The sequence below is a fragment of the Enterobacter sp. HK-058-C-ECC genome, from assembly GCF_047531125.1.
Taxonomy (GTDB): Bacteria; Pseudomonadota; Gammaproteobacteria; order Enterobacterales; family Enterobacteriaceae; genus Enterobacter; species Enterobacter quasiroggenkampii.
Genome location: NZ_JBLKCH010000001.1, coordinates 71,304 through 87,691 on the forward strand (window position 1 = coordinate 71,304; position 16,388 = coordinate 87,691).

The following is a 16,388-nucleotide window of genomic DNA, read 5'->3' on the forward strand; positions in this document are numbered from 1 at the left end:
ATAAAGGCGACTTATCGCCGCCTTTATTTACGTTTGTTACTGACTTGTAAAGATTATTTACCTTGTTCAGCCAGTCCATCAAGGTAGCGTTCAGCGTCCAGCGCGGCCATACACCCGGTGCCCGCAGAGGTGATCGCCTGACGATAAATATGGTCCATCACGTCGCCAGCCGCGAATACGCCCGGGATGCTGGTTTGAGTCGCATTACCATGAATGCCGGACTGCACTTTGATGTAGCCGTTTTCCAGCTCAAGCTGACCGTCGAAGATTGCGGTGTTCGGGCTGTGACCAATGGCCACAAACAGACCCGCCACTTCCAGCGTTTCGACATTATCGGTGTTCTGGGTATCACGAATACGCAGACCGGCAACGCCCATCTGGTCGCCCGTTACCTCTTCCAGGGTACGGTTGGTGTGCAGCACGATGTTGCCGCTCGCCACTTTGTCCATCAGACGTTTGATCAGGATCTTCTCCGCGCGGAAGGTCTCGCGGCGGTGGATCAGGTGCACTTCAGAGGCAATGTTCGCCAGATACAGCGCTTCTTCCACGGCAGTGTTGCCGCCGCCGATGACCGCGACCTTCTGATTGCGATAGAAGAAACCGTCGCAGGTGGCGCAGGCAGAAACCCCACGGCCTTTAAACGCTTCTTCGGATGGCAGGCCGAGATAGCGGGCAGAGGCACCGGTTGCAATGATCAGCGCGTCACAGGTGTATTCACCGCTGTCACCCGTCAGGCGGAACGGACGGTTCTGCAGGTCGACCTTATTGATGTGATCGAACAGAATTTCGGTTTCGAATTTAGCGGCATGCTCGTGCATACGCTCCATCAGCAGCGGCCCGGTCAGGTCGTTCGGGTCGCCTGGCCAGTTTTCCACTTCGGTGGTGGTGGTCAGCTGACCGCCTTTTTCCATGCCGGTGATTAATACCGGGTGCAGGTTAGCGCGTGCAGCATAGACCGCCGCGGTATATCCCGCAGGTCCAGAACCAAGGATTAGCAGCTTACTGTGTTTGGCCGTGCCCATGAGATCCCCATTGTTGTTGGCAGACATTTGGCTGGATTGTAGGGAATTTGTTGCCGTAAAAAAAGAGCGCAGCAATTTTGATATCAATCTGTGTAATAGCCATGGACGATGAATCGCGCGCGATAACATCACGCTTTCTCCAGAAAAGCGGTCGTTTGTAAGGCAATAAAATGAGGATTAATACCCTGCCGCAATGAATATCCGGCATGTTGTACTAAAAAACGATGTTTTGCTTTGACAATCCCCTGCGCTTTTGCGAAAACATTCAAGGAAGAAAAAAACCGCGTTAACCGTATGCCGCATAGGCATGCACGTAAATGCCATTTTTACCGGGTCAGTGAAATCTACGCATGGCGTGGACAGACGCCATACGTGATGTCGGTGACTGCCTTCGGGCAACGGTCTTCTTACCAACAGAACCCGAATCCGCATCGCGTCTATTACATAATCAGGCGATGTGATGACTAACGGGTACAGGCTCTGAACAGTGATGTGCACAGGGTCCAGGCAGGAGTAGGGAAGGAATACAGAGAGACAATAATAATGGTAGATAGCAAGAAGCGCCCTGGCAAAGATCTCGACCGTATCGATCGTAACATTCTTAATGAATTGCAAAAGGATGGGCGTATTTCCAACGTCGAGCTTTCAAAACGTGTGGGACTTTCCCCGACGCCGTGCCTTGAGCGTGTGCGCCGACTGGAAAGACAGGGTTTTATTCAGGGCTATACGGCTCTGCTGAACCCGCATTATCTGGATGCCTCACTTCTGGTATTTGTTGAGATTACTCTGAATCGTGGTGCGCCGGATGTGTTTGAGCAATTTAACGCCGCTGTACAAAAACTTGAAGAAATTCAAGAGTGTCATCTGGTGTCCGGTGATTTCGACTACCTGTTGAAAACCCGTGTGCCTGATATGTCCGCCTACCGTAAGCTGCTGGGGGAAACCCTGTTGCGTCTGCCGGGCGTGAACGACACCCGTACGTACGTGGTGATGGAAGAGGTCAAACAGAGCAATCGTCTGGTTATTAAGACGCGCTAACACGGAACAGGTGCAAAATCAGTGTAGTTTGATTACACTCCTGTTAATCCATACAGCAACAGTGCCGGGGAGTCCCGGCGCTGTTGTCCGTTTTAGCAAACAGGCAGGATATGCCTGATACCTGGAGAGCCTTTCTTGAGCCAGGAATACACTGAAGACAAAGAAGTCACACTATCGAAGCTAAGCAGCGGACGTCGTCTCCTCGAGGCTTTGCTGATTGTTATTGCCCTTTTTGCCGTCTGGCTGATGGCAGCCTTACTCAGTTTCAACCCCTCGGATCCCAGCTGGTCACAAACTGCATGGCATGAGCCTATCCATAATTTGGGCGGTGTCCCCGGTGCCTGGCTTGCGGACACGCTGTTCTTCATTTTCGGTGTGATGGCCTACACCCTTCCCGTCATTATCATTGGCGGATGCTGGTTTGCGTGGCGTCATCGTCAGAACGATGATTACATCGACTATTTCGCCGTCTCGCTGCGCCTGATTGGCGCGCTGGCGCTGATCCTCACCTCCTGCGGGCTGGCGGCGATTAACGCCGATGATATCTGGTACTTCGCCTCTGGCGGGGTGATCGGCAGCTTATTAAGTTCTGCGCTCCAGCCGATGCTGCACAGCAGCGGCGGCACGCTGGCGCTGCTGTGCATCTGGGCCGCCGGGCTGACGCTGTTTACGGGCTGGTCCTGGGTGAGCATTGCCGAGAAAATTGGCAGCTTTATCCTCACCATTCTGACTTTTGCCAGCAATCGTACCCGCCGTGACGATACGTGGGTGGATGAAGACGAATACGAAGATGAAGAGGAAGACGATGCGCCTGTGCAGCATCGCGAGTCTCGTCGTGCCCGAATTCTGCGCGGCGCGCTGGCGCGTCGCCAGCGTGTTGCTGAGAAATTTGCCAACCCACTGGGCCGTAAAACCGATGCTGCGCTCTTCTCCGGTAAACGCATGGATGAAGACGAGCAGGTGGCGTATCGCGCTGCGGGTGTCGCCGTCGATCCTGACGATGTGCTCTTCTCCGGCAGCCGGGCCACGCCCGGGGACTTTGACGAATACGACCCGCTGTTAAACGGCCACTCGGTCACCGAACCGGTAGCAGCCGCGGCTGCCGCGACGACTGCAGCCCAGGCGTATGCCGCGCCTGTCGACGCCGTGATGCCATCCGCGCCGGTCCCGCCACCGGAATCCGTTATTCAGCAGCCTCAGGTTGAGTGGCAGACTGCGCCGGGTGTTCACACGCCAGAGCCCGTTATTGCGCCTGAACCTGAAAGCTACATTCCCGTGCAGCAGGAACAGTGGCAGCAGCCTTATCAGCCGCCGCAGCCTGAGTATGAGCCGCAGCAATATCAGCAGCCAGTGGCTCAACCGTATCAGGAGTATGTGCCTGAACCGGTCGAGCCTGTACAGTCTTACGTCGCACCGCAGCCTGAGCCTGAGCCTGAAATCGTGGAAGAGGTGAAGCCTGCCCGTCCACCGCTGTACTATTTTGAAGAAGTCGAAGAGCGCCGCGCGCGTGAACGCGAACAGCTGGCCGCCTGGTATCAGCCTGTGCCTGAACCTGTGCAGGAGCCGGTTACGAAAGCGCCTTCTGTTTCTGTTCCACCTGTCGACCCGACGCCTGCTGTTGCACCCGTAGCGGAAAGCGTGAAGCAGGCTACCGCGGCGGCGGCCGTGGCTGCACCCGTCTTTAGCCTGGCAACCGGGGGGGCACCTCGTCCTCAGGTGAAAGAAGGGATTGGTCCGCAGCTGCCTCGTCCTAACCGCGTCCGCGTGCCCACCCGCCGTGAGCTTGCTTCTTATGGCATCAAGCTGCCTTCCCAGCGTATGGCTGAAGAAAAAGCGCGCGAGTCTGAGTACGACGATGATGCTGATGAAATGCAGCAGGACGAGCTGGCCCGCCAGTTCGCTGCGCAGCAGAATCAGCGCTACGGTGAAGAGTATCAGCACGATGAACCGGCGCTGGAAGACGACGATGACGCCGCGGAAGCGGAACTGGCGCGTCAGTTTGCCGCCACCCAGCAGCAGCGCTATTCCGGTGAACAACCGGCTGGTGCAAATCCGTTCTCGCTGTCGGACTTTGAATTCTCGCCGATGAAAGATCTGGTGGATGATGGCCCAAGCGAGCCTTTATTTACCCCGAGCGTGATGCCGGAAGCTGAGCCTGTGCGCCAGCCACCGGCACCACAGGCCTACGCGCAGCCGCAACAGCCCGTTCAGCAGCCGTATACACAGCCGCAGCAGCCACCACAGCCGCCGCAGCCACCACAGTTCCAGCAGCCTGCGCCTCAGCCTCAGGAGAGCCTGATTCACCCGCTGCTGATGCGTAACGGTGACAGCCGTCCGCTGCAGCGTCCAAGCACGCCGCTGCCGTCTCTGGATCTGTTAACGCCGCCGCCGTCAGAAGTTGAACCGGTTGATACCTTCGCACTGGAGCAGATGGCGCGTCTGGTGGAGGCCCGTCTGGCTGACTTCCGTATCAAGGCGGACGTGGTGAACTACTCTCCGGGTCCTGTGATCACCCGTTTTGAACTGAACCTGGCGCCGGGCGTAAAAGCCGCGCGTATTTCCAACCTGTCCCGCGACCTGGCGCGTTCGCTGTCGACCGTGGCGGTGCGCGTGGTGGAAGTGATACCGGGTAAACCTTACGTTGGTCTTGAGCTGCCGAACAAAAAACGTCAGACCGTCTACCTGCGTGAAGTGCTGGACAACACCAAGTTCCGCGATAACCCCTCTCCGCTGACCGTGGTGCTGGGTAAAGATATCGCTGGCGATCCGGTGGTGGCAGACCTCGCAAAAATGCCTCACCTGCTGGTCGCGGGTACTACCGGTTCCGGTAAGTCCGTCGGTGTGAACGCCATGATCCTCAGCATGCTCTATAAAGCGCAGCCGGAAGATGTGCGTTTCATCATGATTGACCCGAAAATGCTCGAACTGTCGGTCTATGAAGGTATTCCTCATCTGCTGACCGAAGTGGTCACCGACATGAAAGACGCCGCCAACGCTCTGCGCTGGAGCGTGAATGAGATGGAGCGTCGCTACAAGCTGATGTCTGCGTTGGGCGTACGTAACCTGGCCGGCTATAACGAGAAAATCGCCGAAGCGGCACGTATGGGACGTCCGATTCCGGATCCGTACTGGAAGCCGGGTGACAGCATGGATGCCCAGCATCCGGTGCTGGAAAAACTGCCTTATATCGTGGTGCTGGTCGATGAATTCGCTGACCTGATGATGACCGTCGGTAAGAAAGTGGAAGAGCTGATTGCTCGCCTGGCGCAGAAAGCGCGTGCGGCCGGTATTCACCTTGTGCTGGCGACTCAGCGTCCTTCCGTGGACGTCATCACCGGTCTGATTAAAGCGAACATTCCGACGCGTATCGCCTTTACCGTATCCAGTAAAATTGACTCGCGTACTATTCTTGACCAGGGCGGTGCAGAATCGCTGCTGGGTATGGGTGACATGCTCTATTCCGGTCCGAACTCTACCTCTCCTGTGCGTGTTCACGGCGCGTTCGTGCGCGACCAGGAAGTGCACGCGGTTGTGCAGGACTGGAAAGCGCGCGGTCGTCCGCAATACGTCGATGGCATCACCAGCGACACGGAAAGCGAAGGCGGCGGCGGTGGCTTTGACGGCGGTGAAGAGCTGGATCCGTTATTCGATCAGGCGGTTAACTTCGTTACTGAAAAACGTAAAGCATCTATCTCCGGCGTACAGCGTCAGTTCCGCATCGGCTATAACCGCGCTGCGCGCATCATCGAGCAGATGGAAGCGCAGGGCATTGTGAGCGAGCAGGGGCATAACGGTAACCGCGAGGTGCTTGCACCGCCACCGTTTGATTAACCTTCCGCAATTGCAAAGAAGGGTAAATCAGCCAAAATTAAGCATTTTCTTCTGTCGCCTGCCTTCGGGCAGGTCCAGAATAGAAGACGGAAACCCCCTATCGGGAAGACGTATTTTAAGGAATAACAATGAAAAAAATCGCCATCGCCTGTGCATTACTCACCAGTTTTGTCGCCAGCAGCGTCTGGGCTGATGCAGCCAGCGACCTTAAAAGCCGACTGGATAAAGTAAGCAGCTTCCACGCCAGCTTCACCCAAAAAGTGACGGACGGCAGCGGCAACGCGGTGCAGGAAGGTCAGGGAGATTTGTGGGTAAAACGCCCCAATCTGTTCAACTGGCACATGACCCAGCCGGATGAGAGCATCCTGGTCTCTGACGGTAAAACCTTATGGTTCTTCAACCCGTTCGTTGAGCAGGCCACGGCGACCTGGCTGAAGGATGCGACCAGCAATACGCCGTTTATGCTGATTGCCCGTAACCAGGCCAGCGACTGGCAGCAGTACAATATTAAACAGACGGGTGACGAATTTGTCCTGACGCCGAAAGGCAGCAACGGCAACCTGAAGCAGTTCACCATCAATGTCAGCACTAACGGTACCATTAATCAGTTCGGCGCGGTTGAGCAGGACGATCAGCGCAGCAGCTATCAGCTCAAGTCTCAGCAGAACGGCGCCGTTGATGCATCGAAATTCACCTTTACCCCGCCGAAGGGCGTAACGGTGGACGACCAACGCAATAAGTAAGAGGCGTGAGTGGGCAATCTGTCGCTCGATTTTTCAGATAACGCGTTTCAACCTCTGGCCGCACGTATGCGGCCAGAAAATTTAGCGCAGTACATCGGCCAGCAGCACCTGCTGGCTGCCGGTAAGCCCTTGCCGCGCGCCATTGAGGCGGGGCATTTGCACTCCATGATCCTCTGGGGGCCACCCGGCACCGGTAAAACGACCCTCGCCGAAGTGATTGCCCGCTATGCCAACGCAGACGTCGAACGTATCTCGGCGGTGACGTCCGGCGTGAAGGAGATCCGCGAAGCGATCGAGCGTGCGCGGCAGAACCGCAATGCCGGGCGGCGCACCATTCTCTTTGTGGACGAAGTCCACCGCTTCAACAAGAGCCAGCAGGATGCTTTCCTGCCGCACATTGAAGACGGCACGATCTTCTTCATTGGGGCGACCACCGAAAACCCGTCGTTTGAGCTGAACTCGGCGCTGCTTTCCCGCGCGCGCGTTTACCTGCTCAAATCGCTGACGACCGAGGATATCGAAAAGGTTCTTACTCAGGCGATGGACGACAAATCGCGCGGCTACGGGGGGCAGGATATCGTTCTGCCTGACGAGACGCGTCGTGCGATTGCGGAACTGGTTAACGGCGATGCGCGTCGGGCGCTGAACACGCTGGAGATGATGGCCGATATGGCCGAAGTCGACGATGCCGGCAAGCGGGTGCTGAAGCCGGAACTGCTCACCGAAATTGCCGGGGAACGCAGCGCGCGGTTCGATAATAAAGGTGACCGTTTTTACGATCTCATTTCGGCCCTGCATAAGTCCGTGCGCGGCAGCGCGCCGGATGCGGCACTGTACTGGTACGCGCGTATTATCACTGCGGGCGGCGATCCGTTATACGTCGCGCGCCGCTGTCTGGCGATTGCCTCAGAAGATGTCGGCAATGCCGATCCTCGCGCCATGCAGGTCGCTCTGTCGGCCTGGGACTGTTTCACCCGGGTTGGACCTGCGGAAGGCGAGCGTGCCATTGCGCAGGCGATTGTCTATCTGGCCTGTGCGCCAAAAAGCAATGCCGTCTATACCGCGTTTAAGGCCGCGATGTCTGACGCACGCGAACGCCCGGACTACGATGTACCGGTTCATCTGCGTAATGCGCCGACCAAACTGATGAAAGAGATGGGGTATGGGCAGGAGTACCGCTACGCTCATGATGAACCCAATGCCTACGCCGCCGGGGAGGAATATTTCCCGCAGGAGATGGCACAAACGCGCTATTATCACCCCACAAACAGAGGTCTTGAAGGCAAGATTGGTGAAAAGCTCACCTGGCTCGCCGGACAGGATCAAAATAGCCCTATAAAACGCTACCGTTAGTTCAGTCGTTGCGGTAATGTTGGCAATTGTATCCTTGTGACCGCAGGCTGTGGTCACATTTCCTATTTTAATTCGATAAGCACAGGATAAGCATGCTCGATCCCAATCTGCTGCGTAATGAGCCAGACGCAGTCGCTGAAAAACTGGCACGCCGGGGCTTTAAGCTGGATGTAGATAAGCTGCGCGCTCTTGAAGAGCGTCGTAAAGTTCTGCAGGTACAAACTGAAAATCTGCAGGCAGAGCGTAACTCTCGATCGAAATCCATCGGCCAGGCGAAAGCGCGCGGGGAAGATATTGAGCCATTACGCCTGGAAGTGAACAAGCTGGGTGAAGAACTGGATCAGGCGAAAGCGGAGCTGGATGTTCTTCAGGCCGAAATTCGTGATATTGCCCTGGCTATCCCGAATATTCCTGACGACAGCGTGCCTGTCGGCAAAGATGAAAACGACAACGTTGAAGTGAAACGCTGGGGTACGCCTCGTGAGTTTGACTTCGAGGTGCGCGATCACGTGACGCTGGGCGAAATGCACGCGGGCCTGGATTTTGCGGCAGCGGTTAAGCTGACCGGTTCTCGCTTCGTGGTGATGAAAGGCCAGATTGCCCATCTGCACCGTGCGCTGGCGCAGTTCATGCTGGATCTGCACACCGAGCAGCATGGCTATAGCGAAACCTACGTGCCGTATCTGGTCAACCACGATACGCTGTACGGTACGGGCCAGCTGCCGAAATTTGCCGGCGATCTGTTCCATACCCGTCCGCTGGACGAAGAAGCAGACAGCAGCAACTACGCGCTGATCCCAACCGCGGAAGTGCCGCTGACTAACCTCGTGCGTGATGAGATCATCGACGAAGACGATCTGCCAATCAAACTGACGGCGCACTCTCCGTGCTTCCGTTCTGAAGCCGGTTCTTACGGTCGCGACACGCGTGGTCTGATCCGTATGCACCAGTTCGACAAGGTTGAGATGGTGCAGATCGTCCGTCCTGAAGAGTCCATGGACGCGCTGGAGGAGATGACCGGCCACGCGGAGAAAGTGCTGGAGCTGCTGGGTCTGCCATACCGTCGTATGGCGCTGTGCACCGGTGATATGGGCTTTGGCGCCTGCAAAACCTTCGATCTGGAAGTGTGGGTGCCTGCGCAGAACACCTACCGTGAAATCTCCTCCTGCTCTAACGTCTGGGATTTCCAGGCGCGCCGCATGCAGGCACGCTGCCGGAGCAAATCTGACAAGAAAACCCGTCTGGTGCATACCCTGAACGGTTCTGGTCTGGCTGTGGGCCGTACCCTGGTTGCCGTGCTGGAAAACTACCAGCAGGCAGACGGTCGTATCGAGATCCCTGAAGTGCTGCGTCCATACATGAAAGGCCAGCAGTACATCGGTTAATATTTGCCTTAAAACAAAAAAGCGCCTCAGGGCGCTTTTTTTATGCCTTTGATTTGATACGACGCAATAACCCCTCCCTCTAAAGTAGTAATACTCCTCCGAATGAAAGTCAGCATAAAACGCTGATAACGAAAAAATTCGTTATATATAAAACTACATAGCGGTTTGCGCCGCCTCTCTTTTCTTTGTGAGCAACCAAAGTGAGTCTCTATGAAAATCAACGCGCCTGAAGCATTAATGGCTGCCGAGGTCACTCGCCGTGGGTTGATGAAAACCACGGCCATAGGCGGCCTGGCCGTAGCCAGCAGTGCCTTCACGCTCCCCTTTACCCGACTGGCGTCGGCGGCAGAGGCTCTGTCTCCGGCCACTTCGCCGGAAAAAGTGGTGTGGAGTGCCTGTACCGTCAACTGCGGTAGCCGTTGTCCGCTGCGTATGCATGTGGTGGACGGTGAAATTAAATATGTCGAAACTGACAATACCGGCGACGATAACTACGAAGGGTTACATCAGGTCCGTGCCTGCCTGCGTGGTCGTTCCATGCGTCGTCGCGTCTATAATCCGGACCGCCTGAAATACCCGATGAAGCGCGTCGGTAAGCGTGGGGAAGGGAAATTCGAGCGGATTAGCTGGGACGAAGCCTACGACATCATCGCCACCAACATGCAGCGTTTGATTAAAGAGTACGGTAACGAATCTATCTACCTGAACTACGGTACCGGGACGCTTGGCGGCACGCTGACCCGCTCCTGGCCACCGGGAAAAACGCTGGTGGCGCGCTTGATGAACTGCTGCGGCGGTTATCTCAATCACTATGGCGACTACTCCTCTGCGCAGATCGCGGCAGGACTGAACTACACCTACGGCGGCTGGGCTGACGGCAACAGCCCGTCCGATATCGAAAACAGTAAGCTGGTCGTGCTGTTCGGTAACAACCCGGGTGAAACCCGCATGAGCGGTGGTGGGGTGGCCTACTACCTCGAACAGGCACGCGCCAAATCCAATGCCCGCATGATCATCATCGATCCGCGCTATACCGACACCGGTGCCGGACGTGAGGACGAGTGGATCCCAATCCGTCCGGGAACCGATGCCGCGCTGGTCTCCGCGCTCGCGTGGGTGATGATCACTGAGAACCTTGTTGATCAGCCTTTCCTGGATAAATACTGCGTCGGCTATGACGAGAAAACGCTGCCCGCCAGCGCGCCGGCAAACGGTCACTACAAGGCGTATATTCTCGGACAGGGCAGCGACGGCGTGGCGAAAACGCCGGAGTGGGCCTCCACCATCACCGGCATCCCGGCAGAGCGTATCGTTCAGCTGGCGCGTGAGATTGGCTCAGCTAAACCGGCCTATATCAGCCAGGGCTGGGGTCCGCAGCGTCATGCGAACGGCGAAATCGCGACCCGTGCCATCTCCATGCTCTCCATTCTGACCGGCAACGTCGGCATTCACGGCGGTAACACCGGCGCGCGTGAAGGTTCATATGAAGTGCCCTTCGAACGTATGCCGACGCTGGATAACCCGGTTCAGACCAGCATCTCCATGTTTATGTGGACCGATGCGATTGAACGCGGCCCGGAAATGACCGCTCTGCGCGACGGCGTGCGCGGCAAGGACAAGCTGGACGTGCCGATCAAGATGATCTGGAACTATGCCGGTAACTGTCTCATCAACCAGCACTCTGAAATCAATCGCACCCATGAAATCCTGCAGGACGACAAGAAGTGCGAGATGATTGTGGTGATCGACTGCCACATGACCTCCTCGGCAAAATATGCCGATATCCTGCTGCCGGACTGCACCGCCTCTGAGCAGATGGATTTCGCGCTGGACGCCTCCTGCGGCAACATGTCCTACGTGATCTTTACCGACCAGGCGATTAAACCGCGCTTTGAGTGCAAAACCATTTATGAGATGACCTCTGAGCTGGCGAAACGTCTTGGCGTTGAGCAGCAGTTTACCGAGGGACGTACTCAGGAAGGGTGGATGCGCCATTTGCATGAACTCTCCCGTAAGGCGATTCCTGACCTGCCGGACTTTGATACCTTCCGCAAGCAGGGGATGTACAAACAGCGCGATCCGGAAGGGCACCACGTGGCGTACAAAGCGTTCCGTGAAGATCCGCAGGCGAACCCGCTGACCACGCCGTCGGGCAAAATCGAAATCTACTCCGAAGCGCTGGCAAACATTGCGTCAACCTGGGAACTGCCGGAAGGGGACGTCATCGATCCGCTGCCGATCTACACGCCGGGCTTTGAAAACTATAACGATCCGCTGACGGCGAAATTCCCGCTGCAGCTGACCGGCTTCCACTACAAAGCGCGTGTTCACTCTACCTACGGTAACGTCGACGTGCTGAAAGCCGCCTGCCGTCAGGAGATGTGGATCAACCCGATGGACGCGAAAGCGCGCGGCATCAGCAACGGCGATCGCGTGCGTATCTTCAACGGTCGCGGCGAGGTGCATATTGAAGCCAAAGTCACCCCACGCATGATGCCCGGCGTGGTGGCGTTAGGGGAAGGGGCCTGGTACAGCCCGGATGCCAACCGCATCGACCAGGCGGGCAGTATTAACGTACTGACCACACAGCGTCCGTCGCCGCTGGCGAAGGGTAACCCATCCCACACAAACCTTGTCCAGGTTGAAAAGGTTTAAGGAGTAACCGATGACAACTCAGTATGGATTTTTTATTGATTCCAGCCGTTGTACCGGGTGCAAAACCTGCGAGCTGGCCTGTAAAGACTACAAAGACCTGACGCCGGACGTGAGCTTCCGTCGCATCTATGAATACGCCGGGGGCGACTGGCAGGAAGATAACGGCGTCTGGCATCAGAACGTCTTTGCGTATTACCTGTCGATTGCCTGTAACCACTGTGAAGATCCTGCCTGCACGAAGGTTTGTCCGAGCGGGGCGATGCACAAGCGCGAAGATGGCTTTGTAGTGGTGGATGAAGATGTCTGCATTGGCTGTCGCTACTGCCATATGGCCTGTCCGTACGGCGCACCGCAGTATAATGCCGCTAAAGGCCACATGACCAAATGCGATGGTTGCCACACCCGCGTAGCGGATGGCAAAAAGCCGATTTGCGTCGAGTCCTGTCCGCTGCGCGCGCTGGACTTCGGCCCGATTGAAGAGCTGCGTCAGAAACACGGTCAGCTCGCCGCCGTGGCACCGCTGCCGTCTGCGCACTTCACGAAGCCAAGTATTGTGATTAAACCTAACGCCAACAGCCGTCCTACAGGTGACACCACCGGCTACCTGGCAAACCCGAAGGAGGTGTGAGATGGGAAGTGGATGGCATGAATGGCCGCTGATGATCTTCACGGTCTTTGGTCAGTGCGTGGCGGGCGGCTTCATTGTGCTCGCGCTGGCGTTGTTGAAAGGTCAGCTCAACGCTGAACAGCAGCAGCGTTTACTGTTGAGCATGTTTGGCCTGTGGGTGCTAATGGGGATTGGCTTTATCGCCTCAACGCTGCACCTGGGCTCGCCGATGCGCGCGTTTAACTCTCTGAACCGCGTGGGGGCCTCATCACTGAGTAACGAGATTGCCAGTGGCGCAATTTTCTTTGCCGTCGGTGGGCTAGGCTGGCTGCTGGCCGCTATGAAGAAGTTGCCTGTGGGTTTGCGCAGCCTGTGGCTGATCCTGACCATGGTGCTGGGCGTGGTGTTCGTGTGGATGATGGTGCGTGTCTATAACACCATTGATACCGTCCCCACCTGGTACAGCGTCTGGACGCCAATGAGCTTCTTCCTGACGATGTTTATCGGCGGGCCGCTGTTGGGCTACCTGCTGCTGCGCGTGGCGGGTGTCGACGGATGGGCTATGCGTTTGCTGCCCGCTGTTTCGCTTCTGGCGCTGGTAGTGAGTGCGATGGTCGCCCTGATGCAGGGTTCTGAACTGGCAACCATTCACAGCTCTATCCAGCAGGCCTCTGCCCTGGTGCCGGACTACGGTGCGCTGATGGCCTGGCGTATCGTCCTGCTGGTCGCTGCGCTGGTATTCTGGATTGCTCCTCAGCTTAAAGGCTATCAACCTGCGCTGCCGCTGTTGTCACTGGCTTTTGTGCTGGTACTGGCGGGTGAACTGATTGGTCGCGGCGTGTTCTACGGGTTGCATATGACTGTAGGTATGGCTATCGCCAGTTAACGTTGTATTTGGTTATATCAAGCCGGGCCTGAGTGCCCGGCTTTTTCTTTTTTCGATCATGAAATTTTTCGACTGTCGTTTTGTTTTAATTTTGCCTATTAATAAATGAAAACAGAGACATAATTAATATCTATAGCAGGCGTGGCATTAGCAGGATAAGTTTTTTAAATCGACAGGGAACATATTGTGCGAGGCGGCTAAATCAGTGGATTGACTTTGTTTTTGCCAGTGGCATGATGCGCACGAAATCTGAACTTCCTCACGGCTTTTTAATCCATGACCACCTATACCCGGCCAGTGCTGCTGTTGCTCTGTGGCCTGCTTCTGTTGACCCTGGCGATCGCAGTGTTAAATACGCTCGTCCCGCTGTGGCTCGCCCATGAAAACTTACCAACCTGGCAGGTAGGTATGGTCAGCTCATCCTTTTTTACCGGGAACCTGCTGGGTACGCTGGTGACCGGGAGCCTGATCAAGCGCTTTGGCTTTAACCGCAGCTATTATCTGGCCTCGCTGATTTTCGCCGCCGGATGTGCGGGGCTGGGCCTGATGGTCGGCTTCTGGAGCTGGATGGCATGGCGCTTTATCGCCGGTGTCGGCTGCGCGATGATTTGGGTGGTCGTTGAAAGTGCGCTGATGTGCAGCGGCACCTCCCGCAACCGCGGACGCCTGCTGGCTGCCTACATGATGGTTTACTATGTCGGCACCGTGCTGGGACAACTGATGGTGAGCAAGCTGCCAACCGACCTGATGAGCGTTCTGCCGTGGGTGACCGGTATGGTGCTGGCCGCGATCCTGCCGCTGCTCTTTACGCGCATTGTGAACCAGAACAGCGAACACCAGGAAGCAACCCACGTCTGGCCAATGCTGAGGCTGCGTCAGGCGCGTCTGGGCGTTAACGGCTGCATTATCTCGGGGATTGTCCTCGGCTCGCTCTATGGCCTGATGCCACTCTATCTGAACCATCAGGGCGTCAGCGACTCCGGAATTGGCTTCTGGATGGCGGTGATGGTGAGTGCGGGTATTGTTGGACAATGGCCAATTGGCCGCCTGGCGGACCGCTTTGGACGTCTGCTGGTGCTGCGCGTTCAGGTCTTCGTGGTGATCATGGGCTGTCTTGCTATGCTCAGCAACGCCGCGATGGCGCCTGCGCTGTTCATTCTCGGGGCTGCTGGCTTTACGCTCTATCCCGTCGCGATGGCCTGGGCCTGTGAGAAAGTTGAACATCACCAGCTGGTGGCAATGAACCAGGCGCTGTTACTGAGCTATACCATCGGCAGCCTGTTAGGGCCGACGTTTACCGCGATGCTGATGCAGAATTACTCCGACAATTTACTGTTTATCATGATCGCCAGCGTGTCGTTTATTTATCTGTTAATGCTGCTGCGTAAAGCGGGCGAACATCCAACGCCTGTGGCACATGCCTGATGAATTAAAAGCCTGTCGATGACAGGCTTTTTTGTCCCCATCACAACTCAGAGTTTTACTTATTGTTTGTTTATTGCGCCGGACGATAATTCAGGTGAGTCCTACCACAATAAGGCAGCAATCATGTCTCTACGTCGTTTTTCCACTACCGCACTGGCCGTAGTGTTGTCTTTAACGTTTGCAACGGCTCCGGTCATGGCTAATCCTGGCAACGGGAATGGCAATGGTCACGGAAACGGAGGCGGACAGGGTAACAGCGGCAATCATGGTAACGGGAATTCTGGTAACGCCGGTAACCATGGTAATAAACAAAATAACGGTCAGGATAACCCTGGTAAATCGGATAAGGGCGTTAAAAACAGCAAAGATGTCGGTAATGACGTGGATGCTCGCGTGAGCTTCGATCATGCCCGCCATCTGGCCGTGAATTACGGCTTAACGGGCTATAAGTCTCTGCCTCCGGGGATCGCAAAAAACCTGGCGCGCGGTAAACCACTGCCTCCGGGTATTGCGAAGAAGGCCGTGCCGGCCTCAATGCTGGACCAGCTTCCTTCCTATCCCGGTTATGAATGGCGCGTAGTGGGTGACGACCTGGTCTTAATTGCGCTGAGTACTGCCATTGTGACGTCTGTTATTAACGGCGTCTTTAAATAGAATATAAAAAGGCCCGGTTTTTACCGGGCATTTTCTTTAATACATCACCTTGTGACCGTACTGTTCAAGAATACCTTTGACGCGTTCCATCGTGTCTTTTTTCGGCGGCTTCACGCCATCGAGCTTGTACTCTTCACCCATGGCCACCCATTTATGTTTACCCAGCTCGTGATAGGGCAGAAGCTCGATTTTCTCGACGTTGCCCATGTCGCGGGTGAATTCCCCCAGGCGGTGCGCGGAGTCATCGTCATCTGACCAGCCTGGTACCACCACGTAGCGGATCCAGGTTTTGATGCCTTTATCGGCAATGTATTTGGCAAACTCCAGAGTGCGGTGGTTGGAGACGCCCACCAGGTTCTGGTGGATCTCATCGTTCATCTGTTTGAGATCGAGCATCACCAGATCGGTCACTTCGAGCAGTTCATCAATTACCGGATCGTAGCGACGTACAAAGCCATTGGTATCCAGGCAGGTATGAATGCCTTCTTTGTGGCAGGCGCGGAACCAGTCGCGGACAAATTCAGCCTGAAGAATGGCTTCACCGCCGGATGCGGTCACACCGCCACCGGAGGCGTTCATAAAGTGGCGATAGGTCACTACCTCTTTCATTAGATCGTCGACGGTGACTTCTTTACCGCCGTGCGTGTCCCAGGTGTCGCGGTTATGGCAGTACAGGCAGCGCATCAGGCAGCCCTGGAAAAAGGTGATAAAGCGGATACCCGGGCCATCGACGGTGCCACAGGATTCAAAGGAGTGAATACGACCAATAGTTGACATTGCGGTGATATC

The 16,388-nt window shown here is 56.0% G+C and carries 12 protein-coding genes; 10 read left to right on the plus strand and 2 right to left on the minus strand.

Annotated elements, in window-relative coordinates:
• Positions 1 to 53: 53 nt before the first annotated feature.
• On the minus strand, positions 54 to 1,022 hold the full coding sequence (gene trxB / locus ACMWJS_RS00360; protein ID WP_032638969.1) for a thioredoxin-disulfide reductase: 969 nt from the start codon (positions 1,020 to 1,022) through the stop codon (positions 54 to 56).
• Positions 1,023 to 1,565: 543 nt separating this feature from the next.
• Here trxB and lrp point away from each other — a divergent pair.
• The 10 genes from lrp to ACMWJS_RS00410 all read left to right on the plus strand — a co-directional run bounded on the left by lrp (position 1,566) and on the right by ACMWJS_RS00410 (position 15,599).
• The gene (gene lrp / locus ACMWJS_RS00365; protein ID WP_000228469.1) at positions 1,566 to 2,060 is read left to right on the plus strand and encodes a leucine-responsive transcriptional regulator Lrp; all 495 of its coding nucleotides are present in this window, start codon (positions 1,566 to 1,568) and stop codon (positions 2,058 to 2,060) included.
• A 135-nt stretch (positions 2,061 to 2,195) separates the two neighbouring features.
• Positions 2,196 to 5,891 (plus strand): DNA translocase FtsK 4TM domain-containing protein, encoded by a 3,696-nt coding sequence (locus tag ACMWJS_RS00370; protein ID WP_414746436.1) that lies wholly within the window; start codon positions 2,196 to 2,198, stop codon positions 5,889 to 5,891.
• Positions 5,892 to 6,019: 128 nt separating this feature from the next.
• Positions 6,020 to 6,634 carry an outer membrane lipoprotein chaperone LolA gene (lolA, locus tag ACMWJS_RS00375; protein WP_024907806.1) on the plus strand — a complete coding sequence of 205 codons (615 nt, stop codon included), beginning with the start codon at positions 6,020 to 6,022 and terminating at the stop codon, positions 6,632 to 6,634.
• A gap of 9 nt (positions 6,635 to 6,643) precedes the next feature.
• On the plus strand, positions 6,644 to 7,987 hold the full coding sequence (gene rarA / locus ACMWJS_RS00380; RefSeq protein ID WP_008499984.1) for a replication-associated recombination protein RarA: 1,344 nt from the start codon (positions 6,644 to 6,646) through the stop codon (positions 7,985 to 7,987).
• Between the two features lie 92 nt (positions 7,988 to 8,079).
• The gene (serS, locus tag ACMWJS_RS00385; protein ID WP_008499983.1) at positions 8,080 to 9,372 is read left to right on the plus strand and encodes a serine--tRNA ligase; all 1,293 of its coding nucleotides are present in this window, start codon (positions 8,080 to 8,082) and stop codon (positions 9,370 to 9,372) included.
• Between the two features lie 210 nt (positions 9,373 to 9,582).
• Positions 9,583 to 12,027, plus strand: coding sequence for a dimethylsulfoxide reductase subunit A (gene dmsA, locus ACMWJS_RS00390; protein WP_414746437.1), 2,445 nt, complete (start codon positions 9,583 to 9,585; stop codon positions 12,025 to 12,027).
• A gap of 10 nt (positions 12,028 to 12,037) precedes the next feature.
• A complete protein-coding gene (locus ACMWJS_RS00395; protein ID WP_021240882.1) occupies positions 12,038 to 12,655 on the plus strand; it encodes a DMSO/selenate family reductase complex B subunit in 618 nt (205 codons plus the stop codon).
• Position 12,656: 1 nt separating this feature from the next.
• Positions 12,657 to 13,520 (plus strand): dimethyl sulfoxide reductase anchor subunit family protein, encoded by an 864-nt coding sequence (locus ACMWJS_RS00400; RefSeq protein WP_334755279.1) that lies wholly within the window; start codon positions 12,657 to 12,659, stop codon positions 13,518 to 13,520.
• Between the two features lie 276 nt (positions 13,521 to 13,796).
• The gene (locus ACMWJS_RS00405; RefSeq protein ID WP_008499979.1) at positions 13,797 to 14,945 is read left to right on the plus strand and encodes an MFS transporter; all 1,149 of its coding nucleotides are present in this window, start codon (positions 13,797 to 13,799) and stop codon (positions 14,943 to 14,945) included.
• A 123-nt stretch (positions 14,946 to 15,068) separates the two neighbouring features.
• Positions 15,069 to 15,599 (plus strand): anti-virulence regulator CigR family protein, encoded by a 531-nt coding sequence (locus tag ACMWJS_RS00410; protein WP_334755280.1) that lies wholly within the window; start codon positions 15,069 to 15,071, stop codon positions 15,597 to 15,599.
• 36 nt (positions 15,600 to 15,635) lie between these two features.
• On the opposite strand, the gene pflA is transcribed toward ACMWJS_RS00410, so the two are convergent.
• Positions 15,636 to 16,376, minus strand: a complete 741-nt coding sequence (gene pflA / locus ACMWJS_RS00415) for a pyruvate formate lyase 1-activating protein (protein WP_334755281.1) — start codon at positions 16,374 to 16,376, stop codon at positions 15,636 to 15,638.
• Between the last annotated feature and the right edge of the window lie 12 nt (positions 16,377 to 16,388).

What these genes read in the sequence shown, in the direction of transcription:
- lrp (WP_000228469.1), top strand. Translation starts at nt 1,566, where the DNA reads ATGGTAGATAGCAAGAAGCGCCCTGGCAAAGATCTCGACCGTATCGAT.
- dmsA (WP_414746437.1), top strand. Translation starts at nt 9,583, where the DNA reads ATGAAAATCAACGCGCCTGAAGCATTAATGGCTGCCGAGGTCACTCGC.
- serS (WP_008499983.1), top strand. Translation starts at nt 8,080, where the DNA reads ATGCTCGATCCCAATCTGCTGCGTAATGAGCCAGACGCAGTCGCTGAA.
- ACMWJS_RS00405 (WP_008499979.1), top strand. Translation starts at nt 13,797, where the DNA reads ATGACCACCTATACCCGGCCAGTGCTGCTGTTGCTCTGTGGCCTGCTT.
- trxB (WP_032638969.1), bottom strand. Translation starts at nt 1,022, where the DNA reads ATGGGCACGGCCAAACACAGTAAGCTGCTAATCCTTGGTTCTGGACCT.
- lolA (WP_024907806.1), top strand. Translation starts at nt 6,020, where the DNA reads ATGAAAAAAATCGCCATCGCCTGTGCATTACTCACCAGTTTTGTCGCC.
- ACMWJS_RS00395 (WP_021240882.1), top strand. Translation starts at nt 12,038, where the DNA reads ATGACAACTCAGTATGGATTTTTTATTGATTCCAGCCGTTGTACCGGG.
- ACMWJS_RS00400 (WP_334755279.1), top strand. Translation starts at nt 12,657, where the DNA reads ATGGGAAGTGGATGGCATGAATGGCCGCTGATGATCTTCACGGTCTTT.
- pflA (WP_334755281.1), bottom strand. Translation starts at nt 16,376, where the DNA reads ATGTCAACTATTGGTCGTATTCACTCCTTTGAATCCTGTGGCACCGTC.
- ACMWJS_RS00410 (WP_334755280.1), top strand. Translation starts at nt 15,069, where the DNA reads ATGTCTCTACGTCGTTTTTCCACTACCGCACTGGCCGTAGTGTTGTCT.